Source organism: Bradyrhizobium jicamae, from assembly GCF_018130215.1.
GTDB lineage: Bacteria > Pseudomonadota > Alphaproteobacteria > Rhizobiales > Xanthobacteraceae > Bradyrhizobium > Bradyrhizobium jicamae_A.
In genome coordinates this window covers 1-18,748 of the sequence record NZ_JAFCKQ010000001.1, presented here as the reverse complement: position 1 = coordinate 18,748, position 18,748 = coordinate 1, and the positions used below count along the sequence as shown (strand labels likewise).

Annotated in this window: 17 protein-coding genes; 8 read left to right on the top strand and 9 right to left on the bottom strand. The window is 62.1% G+C overall.

Annotated features, from left to right (window positions below; all coding sequences use genetic code 11):
• Nucleotides 1-3: 3 nt before the first annotated feature.
• The 7 genes from JQ586_RS00085 to JQ586_RS00055 form a co-directional block, all read right to left on the bottom strand.
• Nucleotides 4-834: an ABC transporter permease gene (locus JQ586_RS00085; protein ID WP_212392437.1), complete on the bottom strand. Its 831-nt coding sequence runs from the start codon at nucleotides 832-834 to the stop codon at nucleotides 4-6.
• Entirely contained in the window at nucleotides 831-2,093 is a 1,263-nt protein-coding gene (locus JQ586_RS00080) for an ABC transporter permease (RefSeq protein WP_212392436.1), read from the bottom strand. The genes JQ586_RS00085 and JQ586_RS00080 overlap by 4 nt, the downstream gene beginning before the upstream one ends.
• Before the next feature lie 21 nt (nucleotides 2,094-2,114).
• Nucleotides 2,115-3,164 (bottom strand): ABC transporter substrate-binding protein, encoded by a 1,050-nt coding sequence (locus JQ586_RS00075; RefSeq protein WP_212392435.1) that lies wholly within the window; start codon nucleotides 3,162-3,164, stop codon nucleotides 2,115-2,117.
• A gap of 66 nt (nucleotides 3,165-3,230) precedes the next feature.
• Complete coding sequence (locus tag JQ586_RS00070; protein WP_212392434.1) at nucleotides 3,231-4,340, bottom strand: ABC transporter ATP-binding protein; 1,110 nt, start codon at nucleotides 4,338-4,340, stop codon at nucleotides 3,231-3,233.
• A 469-nt stretch (nucleotides 4,341-4,809) separates the two neighbouring features.
• Complete coding sequence (locus tag JQ586_RS00065; protein WP_212392433.1) at nucleotides 4,810-5,601, bottom strand: alpha/beta fold hydrolase; 792 nt, start codon at nucleotides 5,599-5,601, stop codon at nucleotides 4,810-4,812.
• A 58-nt stretch (nucleotides 5,602-5,659) separates the two neighbouring features.
• A complete protein-coding gene (locus JQ586_RS00060) occupies nucleotides 5,660-6,016 on the bottom strand; it encodes a DUF6616 family protein (RefSeq protein ID WP_212392432.1) in 357 nt (118 codons plus the stop codon).
• 68 nt (nucleotides 6,017-6,084) lie between these two features.
• On the bottom strand, nucleotides 6,085-6,774 hold the full coding sequence (locus JQ586_RS00055; RefSeq protein WP_212392431.1) for a DJ-1/PfpI family protein: 690 nt from the start codon (nucleotides 6,772-6,774) through the stop codon (nucleotides 6,085-6,087).
• Nucleotides 6,775-6,936: 162 nt separating this feature from the next.
• Between JQ586_RS00055 and JQ586_RS00050 the strand changes: the two genes are divergently transcribed.
• Complete coding sequence (locus JQ586_RS00050; RefSeq protein ID WP_212392430.1) at nucleotides 6,937-7,920, top strand: GlxA family transcriptional regulator; 984 nt, start codon at nucleotides 6,937-6,939, stop codon at nucleotides 7,918-7,920.
• Between the two features lie 569 nt (nucleotides 7,921-8,489).
• Nucleotides 8,490-9,233, top strand: coding sequence for an SDR family oxidoreductase (locus JQ586_RS00045; protein ID WP_212392429.1), 744 nt, complete (start codon nucleotides 8,490-8,492; stop codon nucleotides 9,231-9,233).
• 90 nt (nucleotides 9,234-9,323) lie between these two features.
• On the opposite strand, the gene JQ586_RS00040 is transcribed toward JQ586_RS00045, so the two are convergent.
• A complete protein-coding gene (locus tag JQ586_RS00040) occupies nucleotides 9,324-10,157 on the bottom strand; it encodes an alpha/beta fold hydrolase (protein WP_212392428.1) in 834 nt (277 codons plus the stop codon).
• Nucleotides 10,158-10,535: 378 nt separating this feature from the next.
• On the opposite strand from JQ586_RS00040, the gene JQ586_RS00035 reads away from it, so the two are divergent.
• Nucleotides 10,536-11,288 (top strand): hypothetical protein, encoded by a 753-nt coding sequence (locus JQ586_RS00035; RefSeq protein WP_212392427.1) that lies wholly within the window; start codon nucleotides 10,536-10,538, stop codon nucleotides 11,286-11,288.
• A gap of 140 nt (nucleotides 11,289-11,428) precedes the next feature.
• On the opposite strand, the gene JQ586_RS00030 is transcribed toward JQ586_RS00035, so the two are convergent.
• The gene (locus JQ586_RS00030; RefSeq protein ID WP_212392426.1) at nucleotides 11,429-11,818 is read right to left on the bottom strand and encodes a hypothetical protein; all 390 of its coding nucleotides are present in this window, start codon (nucleotides 11,816-11,818) and stop codon (nucleotides 11,429-11,431) included.
• 245 nt (nucleotides 11,819-12,063) lie between these two features.
• Between JQ586_RS00030 and JQ586_RS00025 the strand changes: the two genes are divergently transcribed.
• From JQ586_RS00025 to JQ586_RS00005, 5 genes are all read left to right on the top strand, one after another.
• Complete coding sequence (locus JQ586_RS00025; RefSeq protein ID WP_212392425.1) at nucleotides 12,064-12,846, top strand: hypothetical protein; 783 nt, start codon at nucleotides 12,064-12,066, stop codon at nucleotides 12,844-12,846.
• 277 nt (nucleotides 12,847-13,123) lie between these two features.
• Nucleotides 13,124-14,041, top strand: a complete 918-nt coding sequence (locus JQ586_RS00020; protein WP_212392977.1) for a LysR substrate-binding domain-containing protein — start codon at nucleotides 13,124-13,126, stop codon at nucleotides 14,039-14,041.
• Between the two features lie 191 nt (nucleotides 14,042-14,232).
• Nucleotides 14,233-15,624 carry an MFS transporter gene (locus JQ586_RS00015; protein ID WP_212392424.1) on the top strand — a complete coding sequence of 464 codons (1,392 nt, stop codon included), beginning with the start codon at nucleotides 14,233-14,235 and terminating at the stop codon, nucleotides 15,622-15,624.
• Between the two features lie 82 nt (nucleotides 15,625-15,706).
• The gene (locus JQ586_RS00010; protein WP_212392423.1) at nucleotides 15,707-16,540 is read left to right on the top strand and encodes a shikimate dehydrogenase; all 834 of its coding nucleotides are present in this window, start codon (nucleotides 15,707-15,709) and stop codon (nucleotides 16,538-16,540) included.
• A 54-nt stretch (nucleotides 16,541-16,594) separates the two neighbouring features.
• A complete protein-coding gene (locus tag JQ586_RS00005; protein WP_212392422.1) occupies nucleotides 16,595-18,457 on the top strand; it encodes a bifunctional sugar phosphate isomerase/epimerase/4-hydroxyphenylpyruvate dioxygenase family protein in 1,863 nt (620 codons plus the stop codon).
• Nucleotides 18,458-18,748: the final 291 nt, after the last annotated feature.

The window sequence follows — 18,748 nt, the reverse complement described above, 5'->3', positions numbered from 1 at the left end:
CAATCAGGCCCCCCTGCCCTTCAGCCGCTCGTTGCGGCGGCGCAGCGCTTCCATGGTGGCAAGCAGGATGACCGACACCGTCGTCAGTATCACCGCCGCCGCCGTGATAGTCGGGCTGATGTTCTCGCGGATGCCGCTGAACATCTCGCGCGGCAGGGTACGCTGTTCCGGACCGGCCATGAACAGCACGATGACCACCTCATCGAAGCTGGTCGCGAAGGCGAAAAGCGCGCCGGATGCCAGGCCAGGCAGGATCAGCGGCAGGATGACGCGGCGGAAAGCGTAGAGCGGCGAGGCGCCGAGCGAGGCGGCGGCGCGCGCCAGGTTGGTGTCGAAGCTCTGCAGTGTCGCGCCGACCGTGATCACCACGAAAGGCGTCGCGAGCGCGGTGTGAGCCAGGATCAAGCCGAGGTAGCTTCCCGTCAGCCCGATCGGCGCGAAGAAGAAGTAGAGGCCGACTGCGGTGATGACACCGGGCACGACGACCGGCGACAGCACGACCGCGAGCACCAGCGGCTTGAACCTGCTCTTCCACTGCGCAAGGCCGAGCGCGGCGAGTGTACCGAGCAGCACGGACAACGTGGCCGAGGCGACACCGATGATCATGCTGTTCTTCAGCGACGCCATCCAGCGCGCCGAGTTGAGGAAGTCGTCGTACCAGCGCAGGGAGAGCCCGGGCAGCGGATAGGTCAGGTAGGAACCGGAGCTGAAAGAGAGCGGCATGATCGCCAGGATGGGCGCCATCAGGAAGATGAACACCAGCGTGGAGACAACGATGGTCGCATTCCATGCGATGCGCTGGCTCGGCGTGCGGAGCGAACGGGGAGCGCTCAATTCTTCATTCCTCCCGTAACCTGCTGGCCCTGCACCAGCTTTCCGTAGACGGTGGCCAACAGCAGCGTGGCGAGCAACAGCACCGCACCGAGCGCCGAGGCCAGGCCCCAGTTGGCCGTCTCTGTCGTATAGAGGGCGATGAAGTAGCTGATCATCTGGTCGCCGCCACCGCCGACAAGAGCCGGCGTGATGTAGTAGCCGAGCGCGAGGATGAAGACGAGCAGGCCTCCCGCCCCGATGCCGGGCAGCGTCTGGGGCAGGTAGATCCGCAGAAACGCAGTGACGGGCGCCGCGCCGAGCGACGCCGCGGCACGCATATAGGCCGGCGAGATCGCTTTCATGCTGCTGTAGAGCGGCAAGATCATGAAGGGCAGCAGGACGTGGGTCATGGCGACATAAACGCCGAAGCGGTTATAGATCAGGCGCAGCGGGGCATCGATGATGCCGAGCCAGCGCAAGCCGTCGTTCACCACGCCATTGCTTTGCAAAAGCACGATCCAGGCGCAGGTGCGGACCAGGAGCGACGTCCAGAACGGCAGCAGGACGAATATCATCAACAGGTTCGACCGGCCGGGGGGCAGCGTCGCGAGCAGATAGGCAACCGGAAAACCCAGGATCAGGCACAGCAGCGCGACACCGAAGCTGATGGTGAAGGTGCGTGCGAATACATCGCGGTAGATGGCCTGATCCGGCGGAGCTGCGACGATCGCACCGTCCGCGTTTCGCGTCAGGTCGAGCGCCGCGAGCAAATAGAAGCTGGTCATTGGGCCGCCGGCGCCCTTGATTGCGCTCCAGGTGCCGCGGTCGCGCCAGGCCGGATTGATCTTGCCCAGCGTTTCCCTGGCCGTGCCGGGCTCAGGTGCGGTCTTCAGATTGCGCGACGTGCTGGCGAGGATGGTGCGGAAGCCATTGAGCGCGTAATTGAGCCGCTTGGACGCGATCGCAACGGTGCCGGCGGCGCGTGCCGCCAGGATGTCGTCTGCCAGCGCCGCATAGGCTCTTTCATCCGGCAAGTCCTTGCCGTTCCAGTCAGCCAGGGCCGCCACGGTGTGGGGCAGCACCCGAGGCACCTCCCAGTCGTCGACCGCGCGCCAGAGCATGCTCGCGATGGGACCGACGAAGGTCAGGAGCAGGAACAACAGAAGCGGCACGACCAGCGCCAATGCCTTGACCTGGCGGGCCCGTTCCGCCCGCTTCAATCGGCGCCTGAGCGGCACCCCGGTCGGCGCATCGACGCCGGTCAGCAACGCTTCTGTCATCTGTCGAACCTTGCGAGCGTCCTATTTGGCCGTCCACTTGTTGAAGCGCTCGGTCAGGCGGTCGATGTTTTCGAGCCAGAATGCAACGTTGATCTCGACTGCGTTCTTCATGTTGTCCGGTGCCGTCGGCAGGTCCTTCAGGACGGCCGGCTGCAGCAGGGCTGCGGCGCCCTTGTTCGAGGTTCCGTACGCAATATTCTCCGACAGCTTTGCCTGATTCTCGGCCTTGCCGGCGAACTCCAAGAACTTGTAGGCGGCATCCTTGTTCGGGCTGCCCTTCAGGATGACCCAGCTATCGAGCGTGTAGAGAGCGCCGTCCCATACCATGCCGAAATTCTTCTTCTCGCTCTTGTTCGCCGCGTCGATCCGACCGTTGTACACCGAGGTCATCGCCACTTCGCCGGAGGCAAGCAGTTGCGGCGGCTGTGCACCGGCCTTCCACCAGACGATATCGCTCTTGATGGTGTCGAGCTTCTTGAAGGCGCGCTCGACGCCCTCGTCCGTGGCCAGCACCTTGTAGACGTCGGACGGCGCGACGCCGTCGGCGATGAGGGCAATCTCCAGAGTGGTCTTCGGGCCCTGACGCAGGCTGCGCTTGCCCGGATACTTTTTGGTGTCGAAGAAGTCGGCCCAGCCCTTCGGCGCGTCCTTCAGCTTGTCCTTGTCGTATCCGAGCACGAAATCATAGAGGATGGCGCCGATGCCGCATGGATTGACCGACGCCGGAAGATAAGCGCTCTCGCCGCCGATCTTCGCGTAGTCGATCTTCTCGAACAGCCCCTCATCACAGCCGACCGCAAGCTCCTCGCTCTCGACCTGCACGACATCCCAGGTGGCGGCACCGCCTTGCACCTTGGCGCGCAGCACACCGATGCCGCCGTCCCAGGATTCGTCGTTCATCGCAACGCCGGCCGCCTTCCTGAACGGCTCGAAATAGACTTTCTTCTGGGCATCCTGATATGCACCGCCCCACGACACGACGGTCAGGTCACGCGCCTGAGCGGCTGTCGCCAGCGCGATACCGGCAGTGAACGTCGCGGCGAATCCCAGGGCTAGCTTGAGCTTTGACATCGTCTTCGTTCCTTCTCTGAGGTTTACGTCCTTGAGTGATGCGTCCGGGCTCGATCGCTGGATTGGTCACATGGGATCAAGCGCCAGGCAGTCTTCGGGGCTGAAGGTGACGGACACCTGCTGGCCGTGGCTGAGGTCTCCATGTGCGCCGGGCTGCAGCTTGACCATGAACTCCTCATTGCCTGCGGCCTCGAGCACGGCCAGCGTGTGGTCGCCGAGATAGATGATGTCGTGCACCGTGGCCGGAAGGCGGTTCGGCCCCTCGCCGGCCGCGCGGTTCGTGACGATGGCGATCCGCTCCGGCCGCACCGACAAGGAGGTGGCGGCGCCCGCGCCGGCCACATTGACCGCGCGTGCCGTGACGGTGCCGCCGGAAGCCAGCGCGACGCGGCAATATCCCTGCTCGATGGTCTCGACGATGCCGGCGAGCACATTGTTCTCGCCGACGAAGTTGGCAACAAAACTGTTCACGGGGCGCTCGTACAGCGCGTCTGGCTTGTCGATCTGTTGCACGATGCCGTCGTTGAACACCGCTATGCGATCCGACATGGTGAGCGCTTCGCTCTGGTCGTGGGTGACGTAGACGACGGTGATGCCCATCGTCTCGTGCAGCTGCTTGATCTCGAGTTGCATCTGCTCCCGGAGGCGCTTGTCGAGGGCGCCGAGCGGCTCGTCCATCAGCACGAGCTGCGGATTGAAAACGAGCGCGCGCGCCAGTGCGACGCGCTGCTGCTGGCCACCGGACAATTGCCCCGGCCGCCGCTGCGCCAAGGGTTCCATCTTGATCATGCGCAGCGCCGCCCGCACGCGTTCCTGTGCCTCGGCTTTTTTGACCTTGCGGACCGCCAGCGGAAACGCGACGTTCTCCTCGATCGTCAGGTGCGGAAACAGCGCGTAGTTCTGGAAGACCATTCCGATATCGCGCTTGTGCGGCGGCATGTCCTTGATCGGCCGGTCGGCGACATAGATCTCGCCATGGGTGGGAACCTCGAAACCCGCCAGCATCATCAGCGTGGTGGTCTTGCCCGAGCCCGACGGGCCAAGCAGGGTGACGAACTCGCCCTTTCTGATGTCGAGGTCGAGATTCTTCACCACGAGGTGCTCGCCGTCGTAGGTCTTCTGAATCCCGCTAAAACGCACCAGCGCGGGCGCGGACGCAGTCCCGCCGCTTTCCATGCCGTCCCCCCATGAACGAAAGCGACACCTGGTCGAAGAAGGCCCGGGCAGCGAGGGCCACGCGCTGAGCACGCCGCCCCCCTTGGCATCGAGTTTTCGGAACAATCACCAACGCCGCTTCACAGCCCACCGATGCAGGTGAATTTCACCGCGAGATAATCGCGGATCCTGAACTCCCGACCGATACCAGAATTTTTCGTGCCCGCCAAACTGTCATTCGGCCTGCAATATTGCCCTTCCCTTGGCCGACACCTTCCAGTGAGCGACAGCTGTCGCGCTGAAACCAAGGAGGCGGACCGGCGCCGCGAGCTTCGGCCGCGAGTCTGCTCTGATCAGCGAGCGGCACCCGCGACCGCTTTCAATCGCGAACATCTTCGGGCCGCGCCGCACCGGATATCCCGAAGAGTTACTGTTCGCCGCTGCTCACCGCGAATTGGACAACGACCCGTCCGGCACGAGCGCATCGGCGCTAGTGAATCCTCGATCGCGCCCTGGTGATGGCGGCGGCCAGTTCGACGGGCGCCTCGAGCGGGGACAGATGGCCCACACCGGGAAGCACGATGAATTCCGTTGCGCTGATGCGAGAGGCCAGCTCCCGCCTCAGGAGAGCCTCGGTCTCGACCTTGTCGGCATCCCCGACGATGACGGTGGTTGGGACATCGATTTTCCCAACGATATCGCTGATATCCAGTGTCATGCCGGCTTGCGTCCATGCGGCCTTGGCCGCCGGAGACCCGCCCAGCGTATCGTCGATCACCTGCTGCCGCAGTTCCGGCGCGAGCTGCCGCGAAGTCAGGATCGACAGGGCGAAGTCGACGCCGGCGACGCTCTGATAGCTTTCGAGCATGGCGTCGCGTTGCTCCCCGGGTGCGGCGATCGGCGTGGGGGGAGCAGGCGCGACCAGCACGAGCCCCTTCAGGCCCTGCGGTCTGCGGGCACCGATGATCTGGGCGATCTTGCCGCCCATCGACTGCCCGACCAGAATATATTGCGACAGCCCCAGCGAAGCGATCAGCGCAACGACATCGTCGGCCTGGGTGCGCAGATCGTAACCGTCCGTTGTCTTGGCCGACCCGCCCCAGCCGCGAAGGTCAGGTGCAACGCAGCGGTGACGACTTGAAACCTCCCGTATGACGAGGTCCCACGTCCTTCCCGTGCCGCCCCAGTAATGGAGAAAAACCAGCGCAGGCTGCTTGTCTCCGACATCGTGGATCTGGAAGTCCACTCCCTGGACACGCACCAGCTTTGTATTGCCTGACATAGCCGTCCTTTCTCGTCGACGCCGTTCCGGAATCCGGATGGCGGAGTTGATCACGTCGTCAGGACGAAACCGGTCGCACCATCCTGGCATTGCCGAGCAGCACGGCTTCGGCGTCTTTCGCGTCACCGCTGACATTCACCTGCTCGAAGTAATCGTACCAACCCGATGCTGCGATCTGCCGCTCGAACTCGCGCTGAAACTCGACGTTCGGCACGCGATAGACGCAAAAGAAATCGTATGGCGCGCGATGATCGGTATCGGGAGAGTTCATGCCATAGGCAACGATTTCGACGCCGGCGGACGCCAGACCGTTGACCGCTTCGACGATTTTCTTCGCGAAATCGGTTCGCTCGCTTTCCGGGCGGTCGGTCCAGGCGGGACGGTAGTTATAGAGCTCGATGAAGACCTGCTGCATGACGCGACCTCGTTGGATGCTGAACGGGAATATTGTTCGCTTTTGCCGGCAAGAGCCGGGGCCGGCTGCTAGAGCCTTCCCATGGCCAGGCGACGGGCTCTCACACTCTCCAGGTCCTGAACCGGCATGAGCTGCTTCAGAATTTCGGTGGTGTGAGCCAACGTTGCAGGGTCGGCCAGCTCGGGTCGGCCGGTTCCGAAGGGAGGCCGCGGCGCGTACTCGAACGACAACTCGGCCACCCGGCCGACGTGCTCTCCCGCTATTTCGCCGACCATGGCAAGACCGAAATCGACTCCCGCAGTCATGCCTCCGCCTGTCGCGCGGTTCCCGTCGATCACGTACCTGGCGTCTGTCGGAATGGCGCCGAACAAACCAAGATGGTCGCGCGTGTACCAGTAGGAGGCCGCCTTGTATCCCTTCAGGAGTCCCGCCGCGCCCAGCAGCAGCGAACCGTTGCACACGCTCGTGATCCACTTGGCGCGGCTGCCGACATCGGCAATGAAGTCGAGGGTCCGATCGTCCTGCAACAGCTTGAACAGAGCGACGGTGTTGCCGGGAACGAACAGGATGTCCGGGTCCTTCCAACAGCTGCCGAAATCCTCCGTTGCCTGCACGCTGACGCCGGCATCGGAATCGACGATCCCCCTGGTCTGCCACACGACCTGCGACGAGAATCCGGGAAGCATCATGAACGCCTGCATCGGCCCGGCCAGGTCGATGAATGTGAAGCCAGGAAAAGCGAGCGCCAGGACCTTCATGGTGACCTCGTTGGTTCGAACGCGGCGAACTGCCTTTGGTGTTGAAAGTTGCCTCAAGCTAGTTGAAGGTGCTTATGGCAGAAATGACATATAAGCGCTAAATTCTGCCATCCTGATCAAGTACCGGCCTTGAAGGCTTTCGACGACAAGGAGGTGTTACACATGCCCTCGGACACCTGCCGGCGCATTTGGGTCGTCGTGTTCCCGGGCTTCGAGTTGCTCGATCTGAGCGGTCCCTTGTGCGCGCTCAATCTGGCGTCAGAGCTCCATGGCGCGTCCTATCGAGTGGAGGTGATTTCCGCTCATGGCGGCTCGGTCGCATGCGGCTCGGGCGTGCCGGTCCACACCCTCAGGGCTTCGCGCAGCAAATCCGTGGATACGGTCCTGGTTGTCGGCGGAGGCACCGACAGCGCGATCAACGCCGATGCCGACACCGTCGCACTGATCAGGAAAATGGCGCCCCGGGCAAGACGCGTGGCAAGCGTTTGCACGGGAGCCTTCCTGCTGTCCGCCGCCGGTCTGCTCGATGGGCGATCGGCGACGACCCATTGGCGATTCGCCGCCTTGATGCAAAGGCGTTTTCCGCACGTGCGCGTCGACGCGGACAAGATATTCGTGAGGGATGGCAGTGTCTGGACATCGGCAGGGATCACCTCCGGCATCGATTTGACGCTCGCATTGATCGAGGACGATTTCGGGATCGAAGTGTCGAAGGCGGTCGCTAGGGACATGGTGGTCTATCACCGTCGGTCAGGCGGGCAATCGCAGTTCTCGGCGCTGCTTGAACTGGAGCCTGCGTCCGACCGTGTCAGGGATGCATTGAATTTTGCGCGCGAACATTTGCACGAGCCGCTTCCTGTCGACCGACTGGCCGCAGCCGCGCGGATCAGCGCGCGGCAATTTGCCCGTCTTTTTCTCAAGGAGACCGGCGATACGCCTGCCCGGGTCGTCGAGCGGCTGCGTGCTGAAGCTGCACTCCCGCGAATTCAGGAGGGAACGGAGCCGATCGAGATCGTTGCCCGCAAGGTCGGCTTCGGGGACAAGGACCGCATGCGGCGCGCGTTCTTGCGGATATACGGCCAGCCGCCGCGCGCACTCAGGCGAGCGACCGCAGCTTCGAAGCCTCGAGCTCACATTCCGCTTTGACTGCCGCTCGAAGCGGTAAGGCGCGATCTCATGTCTAGCGCTTCTATTCCTTTGGGCAGGAATGACCGGGCGGTACTGTGCCCGCGGATCAAACATCACGCGACCCAAAAGCGAGTTCGGAATCGCGCCGCGCGCTAGCGCAGGGTTTCAACAAAAAATGATGCCGTCTACTCGGTATGATCGAGTGGCGCTGCGTGTCTCAGCTGCATGCCCCCTTGGTCGTCGCCGGCGAACTGGAACGTCTGGTGCGTGGAGGCGCCAAGCGCTTTCATATGGGCCATGGTGGTCCCCTGGAGGCGCCCGAGGTCTTGCGACATGCGAAGGTCCTGCTAAAGGCCGCGTCGATTGCATGTCAGCGAGGTAACTGCGATCATCAATCGCACTGACTTGTCCGACGGTCGACCCCAGACGGTCCACTCCCCGCTGCCTTCGTCCCGCCCGCCGCCATGTCCCGAAAGCATGCCAAGGCCCCGCATGTTGACGGTGTGCGTGCCGACGGCGCCATTGCGCGCGTCGCGGCAGCCCCCATCTGTTTGCCCACGCTAACCATTCAAACCAGGACACCCTTCATGGCCAAGCTCGACGGCAAGATCGCTCTCATCAGCGGAGGCACCACCGGTATCGGTGCGGAGACCGCCAGGCTCTTTCAATCCGAAGGCGCAACGGTCGTCGTGACCGGCTCGAGCGAGCGCTCGGTGGAGGCCGCGAAGGTTGCTTTGCCCGGGATCGAGGTGCTGGTTTCGGACGCCGGCAAAGTGGCCGCCACGTCGGCCCTGGTCGGCCAGGTCAAAGCCAAACACGGCCGCATCGATGTCCTGTTCGTCAATGCCGGCATCGCCAGGTTCGCGCCGATTGCACAGATCGATGAGGCGTTCTTCGACAGCCAGTTCAATCTCAACGTCAAAGGCGCCTTCTTCCTGATCAAGCACGCCATTCCGATCATTCCGGACGGCGGCGCGATCATTCTGACCGCATCCGTCGCCGGCGCGAACGGCGGCCTGGGCGGCAGCACCATCTACGGCTCGACCAAGGCGGCGCTGCGTTCGTTCGGCCGCACGATCGCGAAGGAGCTGATACCGCGCGGCATTCGGGTCAACACCATCAGCCCGGGTCCGATCGTCACGCCGATCCTTGATAAGGGCCTCACCCCCGTGCAGAAGGACAACTTCATCGAAGGCGCCAAGACCCGCATCCCGCTCGGCCGCACCGGCACCGTCGCGGAAGTCGCCGCAGCCGCCCTCTACCTCGCTGCCGACGCCACCTACACCACCGGCGCTGAACTGTTCGTCGACGGCGGCCTGATCGACCTGTAGCGTACTTGTGTCCAGGCAGAGCCTGCCGAAGGCTGCAGGCCCTGCGTCCACGCATGTCGTTCGACGTCGGGTCGCCCTGGGTCGCGTCACCTACGGCAGCGGCATACCATTCTCAAGGGTGGGCTTACCGTTATCGATCGACGCCAGCCGCGTGACGTCGGCGCCGCCCAGAAACCTCTCGAGCGTCGCCTGGATGGCTTGCTTTGCGAAAAGAGGCCCGCGATCGCTCATCCAGGTGTGCTGAAACGGGGTCTGCACGATGTCGATGCCGTCCGTCTTGGCTTGCTGCGGGGTCGGCAGAACATCGGGATCGGTCTTGAACACTGGATCCTTCGACCGAAAGGAGAGGACCTTCAGCTTGTGGCTGAGCAAGATCGGGACCCGCAGATTGTCCAGCGTGATGACCTTCGACACAAGCTGAGGATGCTGCTGGGCGAAGTACATGGCCGTATCGCCGCCATTGGAGTGTCCGACGAGTGTCAGATGGTCGTAGCCGGCGTTGGGGTAGCGTTGCTTCAGTTGCTGGAGCACAAACAGGATGTTGGCTTCGCCCTTCTTGTAGACCGCGAGCCGGCCGACATAGGGCAATCCCACCTTCGTCACCAGCGGCGGGTCGCTCGGGAGATCCTGCTGGATGCTTGCCACCAGATAGCCGCTGGCGGCAAACACGTTCGCGAGGAAGGAATATTCGGTGTTTCTGACGGTGTTGCCGTTGCTGATGACGGCGACGGGAGGCTTCCAGAGGCCCGCGTCGGCCTTCATGGCATAGTCGACGCGCTCGGCGATATCGACGGACACCCGGCGCTGCCGGGCGGCATCGAACAGATCAAGTGTCTCGTGCCGAATTCCCCATTTGGCGATCGCGGAATAGAAGCCGCCGAGCAACGCGCAAACGCAGGCCAGCACGACAATTCCCCGCGTCATGGTTTCCTTCCGATGACCTCACGCTTTGAGAAGCGTCATTGTTATGACCATTAATGCGCGAGCGGGCAGATTGGCTACGGGATGCAGGATTAAATTGCGGAAAGCCGGCGCGGTCGGCCTGCGTGAGCCCATCGCTCGCCATGCATCACGGATGTGAAGTCCTGCTACAGAGCCTGTCCACATTATCGCGGATAGTCGCTCGCGGGGAGCGGGCCTAGATCGAGCTTCCGAACCCGGAGGCTCACGCCAATGAGCTGCGAACTTGACGACGCGCGCCCGATCGATAGCTGCGCCGCTCGACTACACAATTCACCTCAACGGTCGCGAGACACTGCAACAACGTCCTTGATGCAGTGCCTATGACAAATGGAGCCCCGCATGACACCGCAAGTTCCCGTCTATCTCATGACATTCGAAATGGCCCTGCGACCCTTCGTGGTGGCCATTGGATTGGGCCTCATCTGGATGGGTGCCGCACGCATGGAGGGATCTGCACGGTCACGTTACGGGACCGCGGGCGCCCTGTCCGTTGCGCTCATCGTCTGGCTGGCGGGCGCCCAGTTCCTGGGCTCGTCAAATGCTTATCGCGCAACTGGCGAAGACGCCGTACCGACCGTGCTGCTTGGTTTGCTGATCCCGCTCATGGTCGCTGCGGCAGGCATGTGGTCGTCGCAACGCATCGCAAGCCTTGTGTTGGCGATACCATTGCCCTGGCTCGTCGCGGCCCAGGCCTATCGCGTTGGAGGCGGCATATTCCTCGTGCTGTGGGCGGATGGTCGACTGCCGTGGCAATTCGCGCTGCCAGCGGGTATTGGCGACGTTACCACCGGCTGCTTTGCCGTCATCGTGGCGACGCTACTGGCCCAAACGTCGCATCGCGCGGTGAGTGCAGCCTATAGCTGGAGCCTCTTCGGAATCGCAGACCTCGTCGTGGCTGTGGCGATGGGTGGAATGACCTCTCCCGGACGGGTGCATGTTCTGGCGCACGATGCTCCGAACCTTCTCATTTCGTCCTATCCGCTGGTGATGGTTCCCACCTTCGCCGTTCCACTTGCTCTCATGCTGCATGGCATCGTGCTGTGGCAACTGCGGCAGAAGATCGGCTCCACAAGCAGGCTGGCTACTGCGTGATGTTGATCGGCTGATCGACGGCGCCGGGTTTTGAGATCTTGATTGCGCAGATCGAGCGGGGAACTGGGAAATGCCGGGGTGATTTTTTTCCTCCCGTCTCAGTTCCCAGTCTCGGTCGGAACCTGCACACTTTTCGGGTTTCAATACTTTTCCAACAATTGGAAGGCGTTCCCATCATCTTCGACTTGTTTGCCTCGGCAGTCGCCAGCTTGCTCACCCGAAGATGGCGCACAGTTCCCGCGTCGGCGCGCCGCTCTCGGCGAATGCAGCGGCGGCGGTTTCGCGAAGTCCGTGATCTGAGAAATGAAATAGTCCCACAGCATCGCACCGATCACGGAACCTGTTCCCGAACCCGTCGCTTGTGATAGTCGGCCGTCATTGGTGACACGGTAGGTCAGGTCTTCTGTCTGAGTGCGGCCAACGCCATTCACGTCGGAAATGCGGCCGCCGACGCTCACGATATTTCCAATGCCGGGCCATACTTTTGTGCCTACCATGTCGTGATTTCGGCAACTCTGATTGTCACGCATCCAGATATGCCATGCCGGTGGCCGGCATCGGCGCAAGCCCGCACTGAAAGGCCAGCGCCTGGCGCCCGGCATTGGGTCCTTACTTCGAAGGCTCTGGCGGAAAGAAACTGGATCAGGACAAAATGTTAGCTATCCCATCTGCCGCACGCGATGCCGCGCGATTCCTGCGACGAAACCGAAACGCGATCAGGTTCAGGTTGGCTGGCAAGGACTTGCACGTCGCATTCGTGAATCGATCCATTGGCATGTTCGCCCAGATGAATTTTTGCCTGTACATGGCGCGCTATGTTGAGGGTACTGGTCAGCACCTACACATTACGCTCAACAGCGAAAACTACCTCGATCCAGATTACGGGCCAAATTGGTTCGATTACTTCTTCTTTCAAAAAGAAGCTGGAACAGCTTCTTCACGTTCGCCAATCGAAATCTCGAGCAATTCGCAATTGCCGCTGACCTGGGACGGCCTCACCCTCGATGAAGCCAATCGAATCTTCTTTTCTCATTTCGGCGTCCATGAGGAGATCATGCAAGCCGTTGACGATTTCGTTCAAGAGAATGACATCGGAGATCACACTCTCGGAGTTCACTACAGGGGGACGGACAAACACACTGAAGCAGCGCCGGTTGAGATTTCGGATGCGTTGAACAAGGTGAGATCCTCGATCTCTTGTGGGCACTGGCGCAATGTATTCGTTGCAAGCGACGTAACGGAATTTGTCGAGACTGCCCAAAAGCACCGCCTCTCAGGTTTGCGGGTGGCGTGCCTGGATGATTCAGTCCGTAGCCGTGGAAATGATCCAGTGCACTTGGGAGGAGCCAGACTTGGCAATTACGCCATGGGGCGAGATGCACTCCTCAATGCCCTTGTGCTTTCCAGATGCGGGAGCCTGATCCGGACCACATCGTTTCTTTCCGCATGGTGTTCTATTTTCAACCCATCTATGCCCGTCTCTTTGCTGAATGTTCCGTTTTCAAAGACGCTGTGGTTCCCCGAAGCGGCGATCCTTCCGTCGGCGACGCGTCTCTAGAAGGGCGGCGTGCGTCCGCACCCCCCGCGCCATTGACCATTGCGAGCGCGCGCTCGGAGTCAGCCCAGCTCACGACCGCGCGATTCGCGCTCCCGGCCGCGTTGGCGGATCCCTTGCAAGACGCCTGGCGTGAGGCCGGCCTGCCGGCGCAGAGGGCTTTCGAGCAAAACTGATCGCCGCATCGACAGCCACGCGTTTGGGTGGACATGCCCAACCATGTCGGCGATGATCGTTCAGCCGGTTGGCTGGTCGATCATTGATGGGTGCTCCCGCGGCGATGATGACGCTGAGGCAAATTGAAGTCATTCGGGCCGTGATGATATCGGGAACGATCACCGGCGCGGCCAAGCTTCTCAACGTATCTGCGCCGGGCATCAGCCGGCTCGTCAAATACACCGAACGATCGCTTGGCGTCCGGTTCTTCATGCGGCAGAACGGTCGCTATTTCCCGACCCAGGACGCCCGGCTGATCTTCGAGCAGATCAACGAGATCTACAAGAAGGTGGACGACCTCACCGAGGTCATCGGCAAGATCGGCCGGGGCCAATTGTCCGAGCTTCGGATCGGGTCGGTGCCGAGCATCGCCCAGGTCATGGTGCCGCGCGCGGTGGAGAAGATCCGCAGGCGCTATCCCGACCTGAAGATGGATATCAACATCCTCAAGATCGAGGAGGTCATCGACTATCTCCTGCTCGGCAAGGGCGACTGCGCGGCGATCAGCTACCGGCTGGATCATCCTGCGCTGGACTTCCTGCCGCTCGCTTCCGGCCGCCTGTACTGTATCGTGCCGGAAGGCCACGCGCTTGCTGAACGCAAGAGGATATCGGCCGCCGAGATGACGCGGTTTCCGCTGATCGGCATCGATCCGACCGATCCCTATGGCCGCATCATGTCGGAGCTGTTCGCGCGCAATAAACTGCCCTACGACATCACGATCCGCGCCCGCTTCGGCAACACCGTCTGCTCGCTGGTGCAGGCCCGCCTCGGGATCGCCGTCATCGACCAGTTTTCGGTGGCGCATGGCGGCATTCCCGGCGTGCGGCTGCTGGAAATCCAGGAGCCGACCCGGTTCGACACCTTCGTTGCCATCAAACGCGGAGCATCGCTGTCGCCTTATGCATCCCACTTCATCGAAACCCTGCGCGCCGAGATGGAGCCCGGCGGCAAGCCGCGGCCGTCGCGGGCAAAAAAATAACATCAGGTTAAGTTTCTGGCATAAATGAGTAATTGTGTTATTGCGGCCTCGCGATATGTGTTTGCTTCATTCGGAGCAGAACCGGGCCACGCAGCGGTGAAAGGCGCACGCTGACGGCTTCGCACACCGGCTCCGCAACAAAAAGCCCGCCGTCAAACGGCTCGCAACAGAGATAGCGGAGGAAACAAAACATGGCGTCAGCCAATAGCGCGAAATCAAGGCACCAATCGAAGATCGCTGCGGCAAGCGGCTGGATCGGCTCGGCTCTCGAGTACTACGACTTCTTCATCTACGCGACCGCCGCGTCGCTGGTGTTTCCGCAGATCTTCTTTCCCTCGGAGCACCCGACGGCGGCGATCATTGCCTCGCTTGCGACCTACGGCGTGGGCTACGTGGCGCGACCGATCGGCGCCTTTGTGCTCGGCCATTGGGGTGACACCCATGGGCGAAAGAACGTCCTCGTGCTTTGCCTGTTCCTGATGGGCTTGTCGACCATGCTGGTCGGGGTGCTCCCGACCTATGCGCAGGTCGGGATATGGGCGCCGGTCTTTCTGGTGGCGCTGCGCCTGATCCAGGGTTTTGCGGTCGCCGGCGAGATTTCGGGCGCAAGCTCGATGGTGCTCGAGCATGCGCCGTTCGGCCGGCGGGGCTTCTTCGCAAGCTTTACGCTGCAAGGCGTTCAGGCCGGACAGATTCTCGCTGCCGCCGTCTTCCTTCCGATCGCGGCCTACATGCCGAAGGACCAATTCAACGCCTGGGGCTGGCGCATTCCGTTCCTGCTGAGCGCCGTCGTCATCGTCATCGGCTATCTCATCAGGCGGGAAGTCGAAGAGACGCCGGCCTTCGCCAAGGAGAGCGAGGACGGCACGGTGCCCGACGCGCCCATTGTCCAGGCCTTCAGGACCAGCTGGGCCGACATGCTCAGGGTCGTCTGCATGGCGCTCATGAACGTGATACCCGTCGTCGCGACCATCTTTGGCGCGGCCTACGCGGTGCAGCCCGCCTATGGAATTGGCTTCAAGACAGACGTCTATCTCTGGATCCCGGTGATCGGCAACATAGCGGCGGTGGTGGTCATTCCCCTGGTCGGGACTCTGTCCGACAAGATCGGACGGCGCCCCCCGATCATCGTCGGCGCGCTCTGCTCCGGTGTGCTGGCCTTTGGTTATCTCTACGCCATCAGCATCAAGAACGTTCCGATGGCCATTGCCCTCTCCATCCTGATGTGGGGCATCGTCTACCAGGGCTACAACGCGGTCTTCCCGAGCTTCTACCCCGAGCTTTTCCAGACCAGGTACCGTGTTTCGGCAATGGCGATCTCGCAGAACATCGGCACGACGATCACGGCGTTGCTCCCTGCGCTGTTCGCCACCGCCGCTCCTCCCGGATCGACCAACGTCCCGCTCACCGTCGGCGCGATCACTTTTGCCATCACGGCCATCGCAGCGATTGCCGCCTTCTCCGCCCGGGAGACCTATCGGCTTCCGGTGAACGATCTCGGCAACCCAAGCGCGGCTCCGATGGCAAAGCCGGACTACGACCGGCTGAGAGCCGCCTCTTTCGGTGGCGTCGCGCCGGCGTAGAGCCCATGGCGTCATGCACCACCACGACTTCGAAGCGCGCAAACCGCGGTTACATCGATCTACGGCAGACAGGCTTGAAACAATGATTGACGGACGAACGCAGCTCATCGCCCATATCGGCTATCCGACGGAGACATTCAAATCTCCGATGATCTACAATCCGTTCTTCGCGAAGCGAGCGATCAACGCGGTCGTTGTGCCGATGGGCTGCAAGGCCGACGACTACGCGTCCTTCCTCAGGTTGCTGTTCAAGCTGACCAACATCGGTGGCGCGCTCGTCACCATGCCGCACAAGGTGGCGACCCTCGGCCTGGTCGATGATGCGTCGGTGTCCGCCAGGATCGCGGGAGCCTGCAACGCCGTGCGAATCGATCAGCACGGAGCGCTGATCGGCGACATGTTCGACGGCGAGGGCTTTGTTCGCGGCGTGCTGAAGAAGGGACGCCACGTCGCCGGGGCGAAGGTTCTTGTCGCCGGCTGTGGCGGGGTCGGCTCCGCGATCGCGGCATCCATGGCAAAGGCCGGGGTTTTCAGGCTCGGACTCTACGACGCGTTCGCGCAGTCGATGGATGGGCTATCGGAACGCCTGCGGACTCACTATCCGACGCTTGAGGTCGTGACGGGCTCTGCGGATCCCGCCGGATACGACATCGTCATCAATGCCACGCCGCTAGGCATGAAGAAGGATGATCCGCTTCCGATGGACGTCGAGCGCCTTTCGCCCTCGACCTTCGTCGGCGAAGTCGTGATGAAGCAGGAGATCACGCCGTTCCTGGCCGCAGCGCGTGCGAGAGGTTGCGACTATCAAGTCGGCACTGATATGCTGTTCGAACAAATTCCGGCCTATCTTGAATTCTTCGGCTTCGGCACGGCCACGTCGGATGAACTGCGCGAGATCGCGCAAATCAGCTACTGACCGAATGCAGGCCGGAACCAGGTTGGCTTATCGAAAGCAAGCCGGAGCAGTGCAATGATACGTTCGATCGCAACGGTTTCGATTGGCGGCGCTCTCGACGAGAAGCTCAGGACAATCGCGGCGGCTGGCTTCGACGCGGTCGAGATCTTCGAGAACGACTTCACCTGCTTTGACGGCCCCGCGCGCGACGTCGGGCGGATGTGTAGCGATCTCGGCCTCCGCATCTGCGCCCTGCAACCGTTTCGCGATTTCGAGGGAATGCCGGAGCCCCAGCGCAGGCTGGCTTTTCGGAGGGCCGAGAAGAAGTTCGACCTGATGCAGGAACTTGGCACCGATCTGCTGCTGGTTTGCAGCAATGTCTCGCCCCTGTCGCTCGGCGGAATCGACCGCGCTGCCGACGATTTTCGCGAATTGGGAGAGCGGGCAGCCGCGAGGGGGCTGCGTGTCGGCTTCGAGGCGTTGGCGTGGGGGCGTCACGTCAACGACTACAGGGACGCCTGGGAAATCGTTCGGCGCGCCGACCATCCCTCGATCGGGCTCATTCTGGACAGTTTCCACACCCTCGCACCCGGGTTTCCCGTCGGCCCGATCAGGGCGATCCCCGCGGACCGGATCTTTCTGGTGCAACTTGCGGACGCTCCGCAACTCGATCTGGATGTGCTCTCGTGGAGCCGGCATTTCCGGTGCTTCCCGGGGCAGGGAAACCTTCCTGTCGCGGATTTCATGCAGGCGATCGATGCGACCGGATATGGCGGACCGCTGTCGCTCGAGATCTTCAATGATCAGTTCCGCGCGCAATCGACCCGTGAGGTCGCGATCGACGGCATGCGTTCGCTGCAGCTGATCGGCCGTGACGGCGCGACGGGGAATGCGGTGCCGGCCCTGCGCGCCCGATCCAGCGTTTCTGATGTCGCTTTTGTCGAGTTTGCCGTCGATCAAACCCATGCTGTCGGGCTCGCGAGGCTGCTCGGCGAACTCGGCTTCAGACTGACGGGATATCACCGCTCAAAGGCGGTGGAACGATGGTCGCAAGGCGCGATCAACCTCCTGATCAACAGCTCCGAGAACAGCTTCGCCAGATCACACTACACGACACACGGTTCGGGCGTATGCGCGCTCGCGCTCGGTGTCGACGACGTCGCGACCATGATGAGCCGGGCCGACGCCCTTCAGGCGACCACTTTTCGGCAGCCGGTCGGGCCTGACGAAATGACGATCCCCGCGATTCGCGGCGTGGGCGGCAGCCTGCTGTACTTCCTCGAGCCGGGATCGGAGAACTGGGACGTCGACTTCACTGCCGTGGCAAGCGAAGGCGACGCCGGTTATCTGGATCACATCGATCACATATCGCAATCGATGCGGTTCGAGGACATGCTTTCGTGGGAACAGTTCTACGCTGCCCTGTTCGACGTTCAGAGATCGCCACAACTCGAGATCAGCGATCCGCTGGGGCTCGTGAAGAGCCAGGTTCTGCAGAACCGCAACGGATCGCTTCGATTGGTCCTCAACGCGTCGACCGCCAGCCAGACGATGTCGTCACGATTCCTCTCGGAATTTTTCGGAGCCGGCGTCCAGCATATCGCGTTCGCCTGCGACGACATCTTCAAGGCCGTCTCCGCCATGCGGGCGGCAGGCGCGACCTTTCTGAACATCCCGGATAATTACTACGACGATATCGACAGCCGGTACGAGCTTGCCCCCGATCTGCTCAGGTCGATGAAGGAAAACGGGATTCTCTACGACCGCGACGACGAAGGCGAGTTCTTCCAGGTCTACACCCATGCATTCGATGAGCGGTTTTTCTTCGAGATCGTGGAGCGGCGCAAATATCGAGGCTTCGGCGCACCGAACGCAGGCATCCGCCTCGCCGCACAGACCCGAGAGGCGCGATCGCGGACGATGCCCCGGAGCGGATGACGGGGATAACCTGCTCCGCGAGCCTCCGTCTGTCCAACATCGGGGGGCCTGACAATCCGGTTGCAGCGCCGATGCGCCCCCCATCGAAAATGCCCCCGCCGCACCCGGCTTGGCTAAAGGAGTGTTAAGCGCGGGGCCCGAATTTCGGCGATCGTGCGCAGCCGACATTAAACTGTCATGCAGTAGGCTCGGTAGATAATAAGCGACCGAGGACAACATGACAGAGCCCAAAGCGTGGCCGTCAGTGGTTGGAATGCCCTCGCGAATGAGGTGGACGACAAGTAGGCGGCA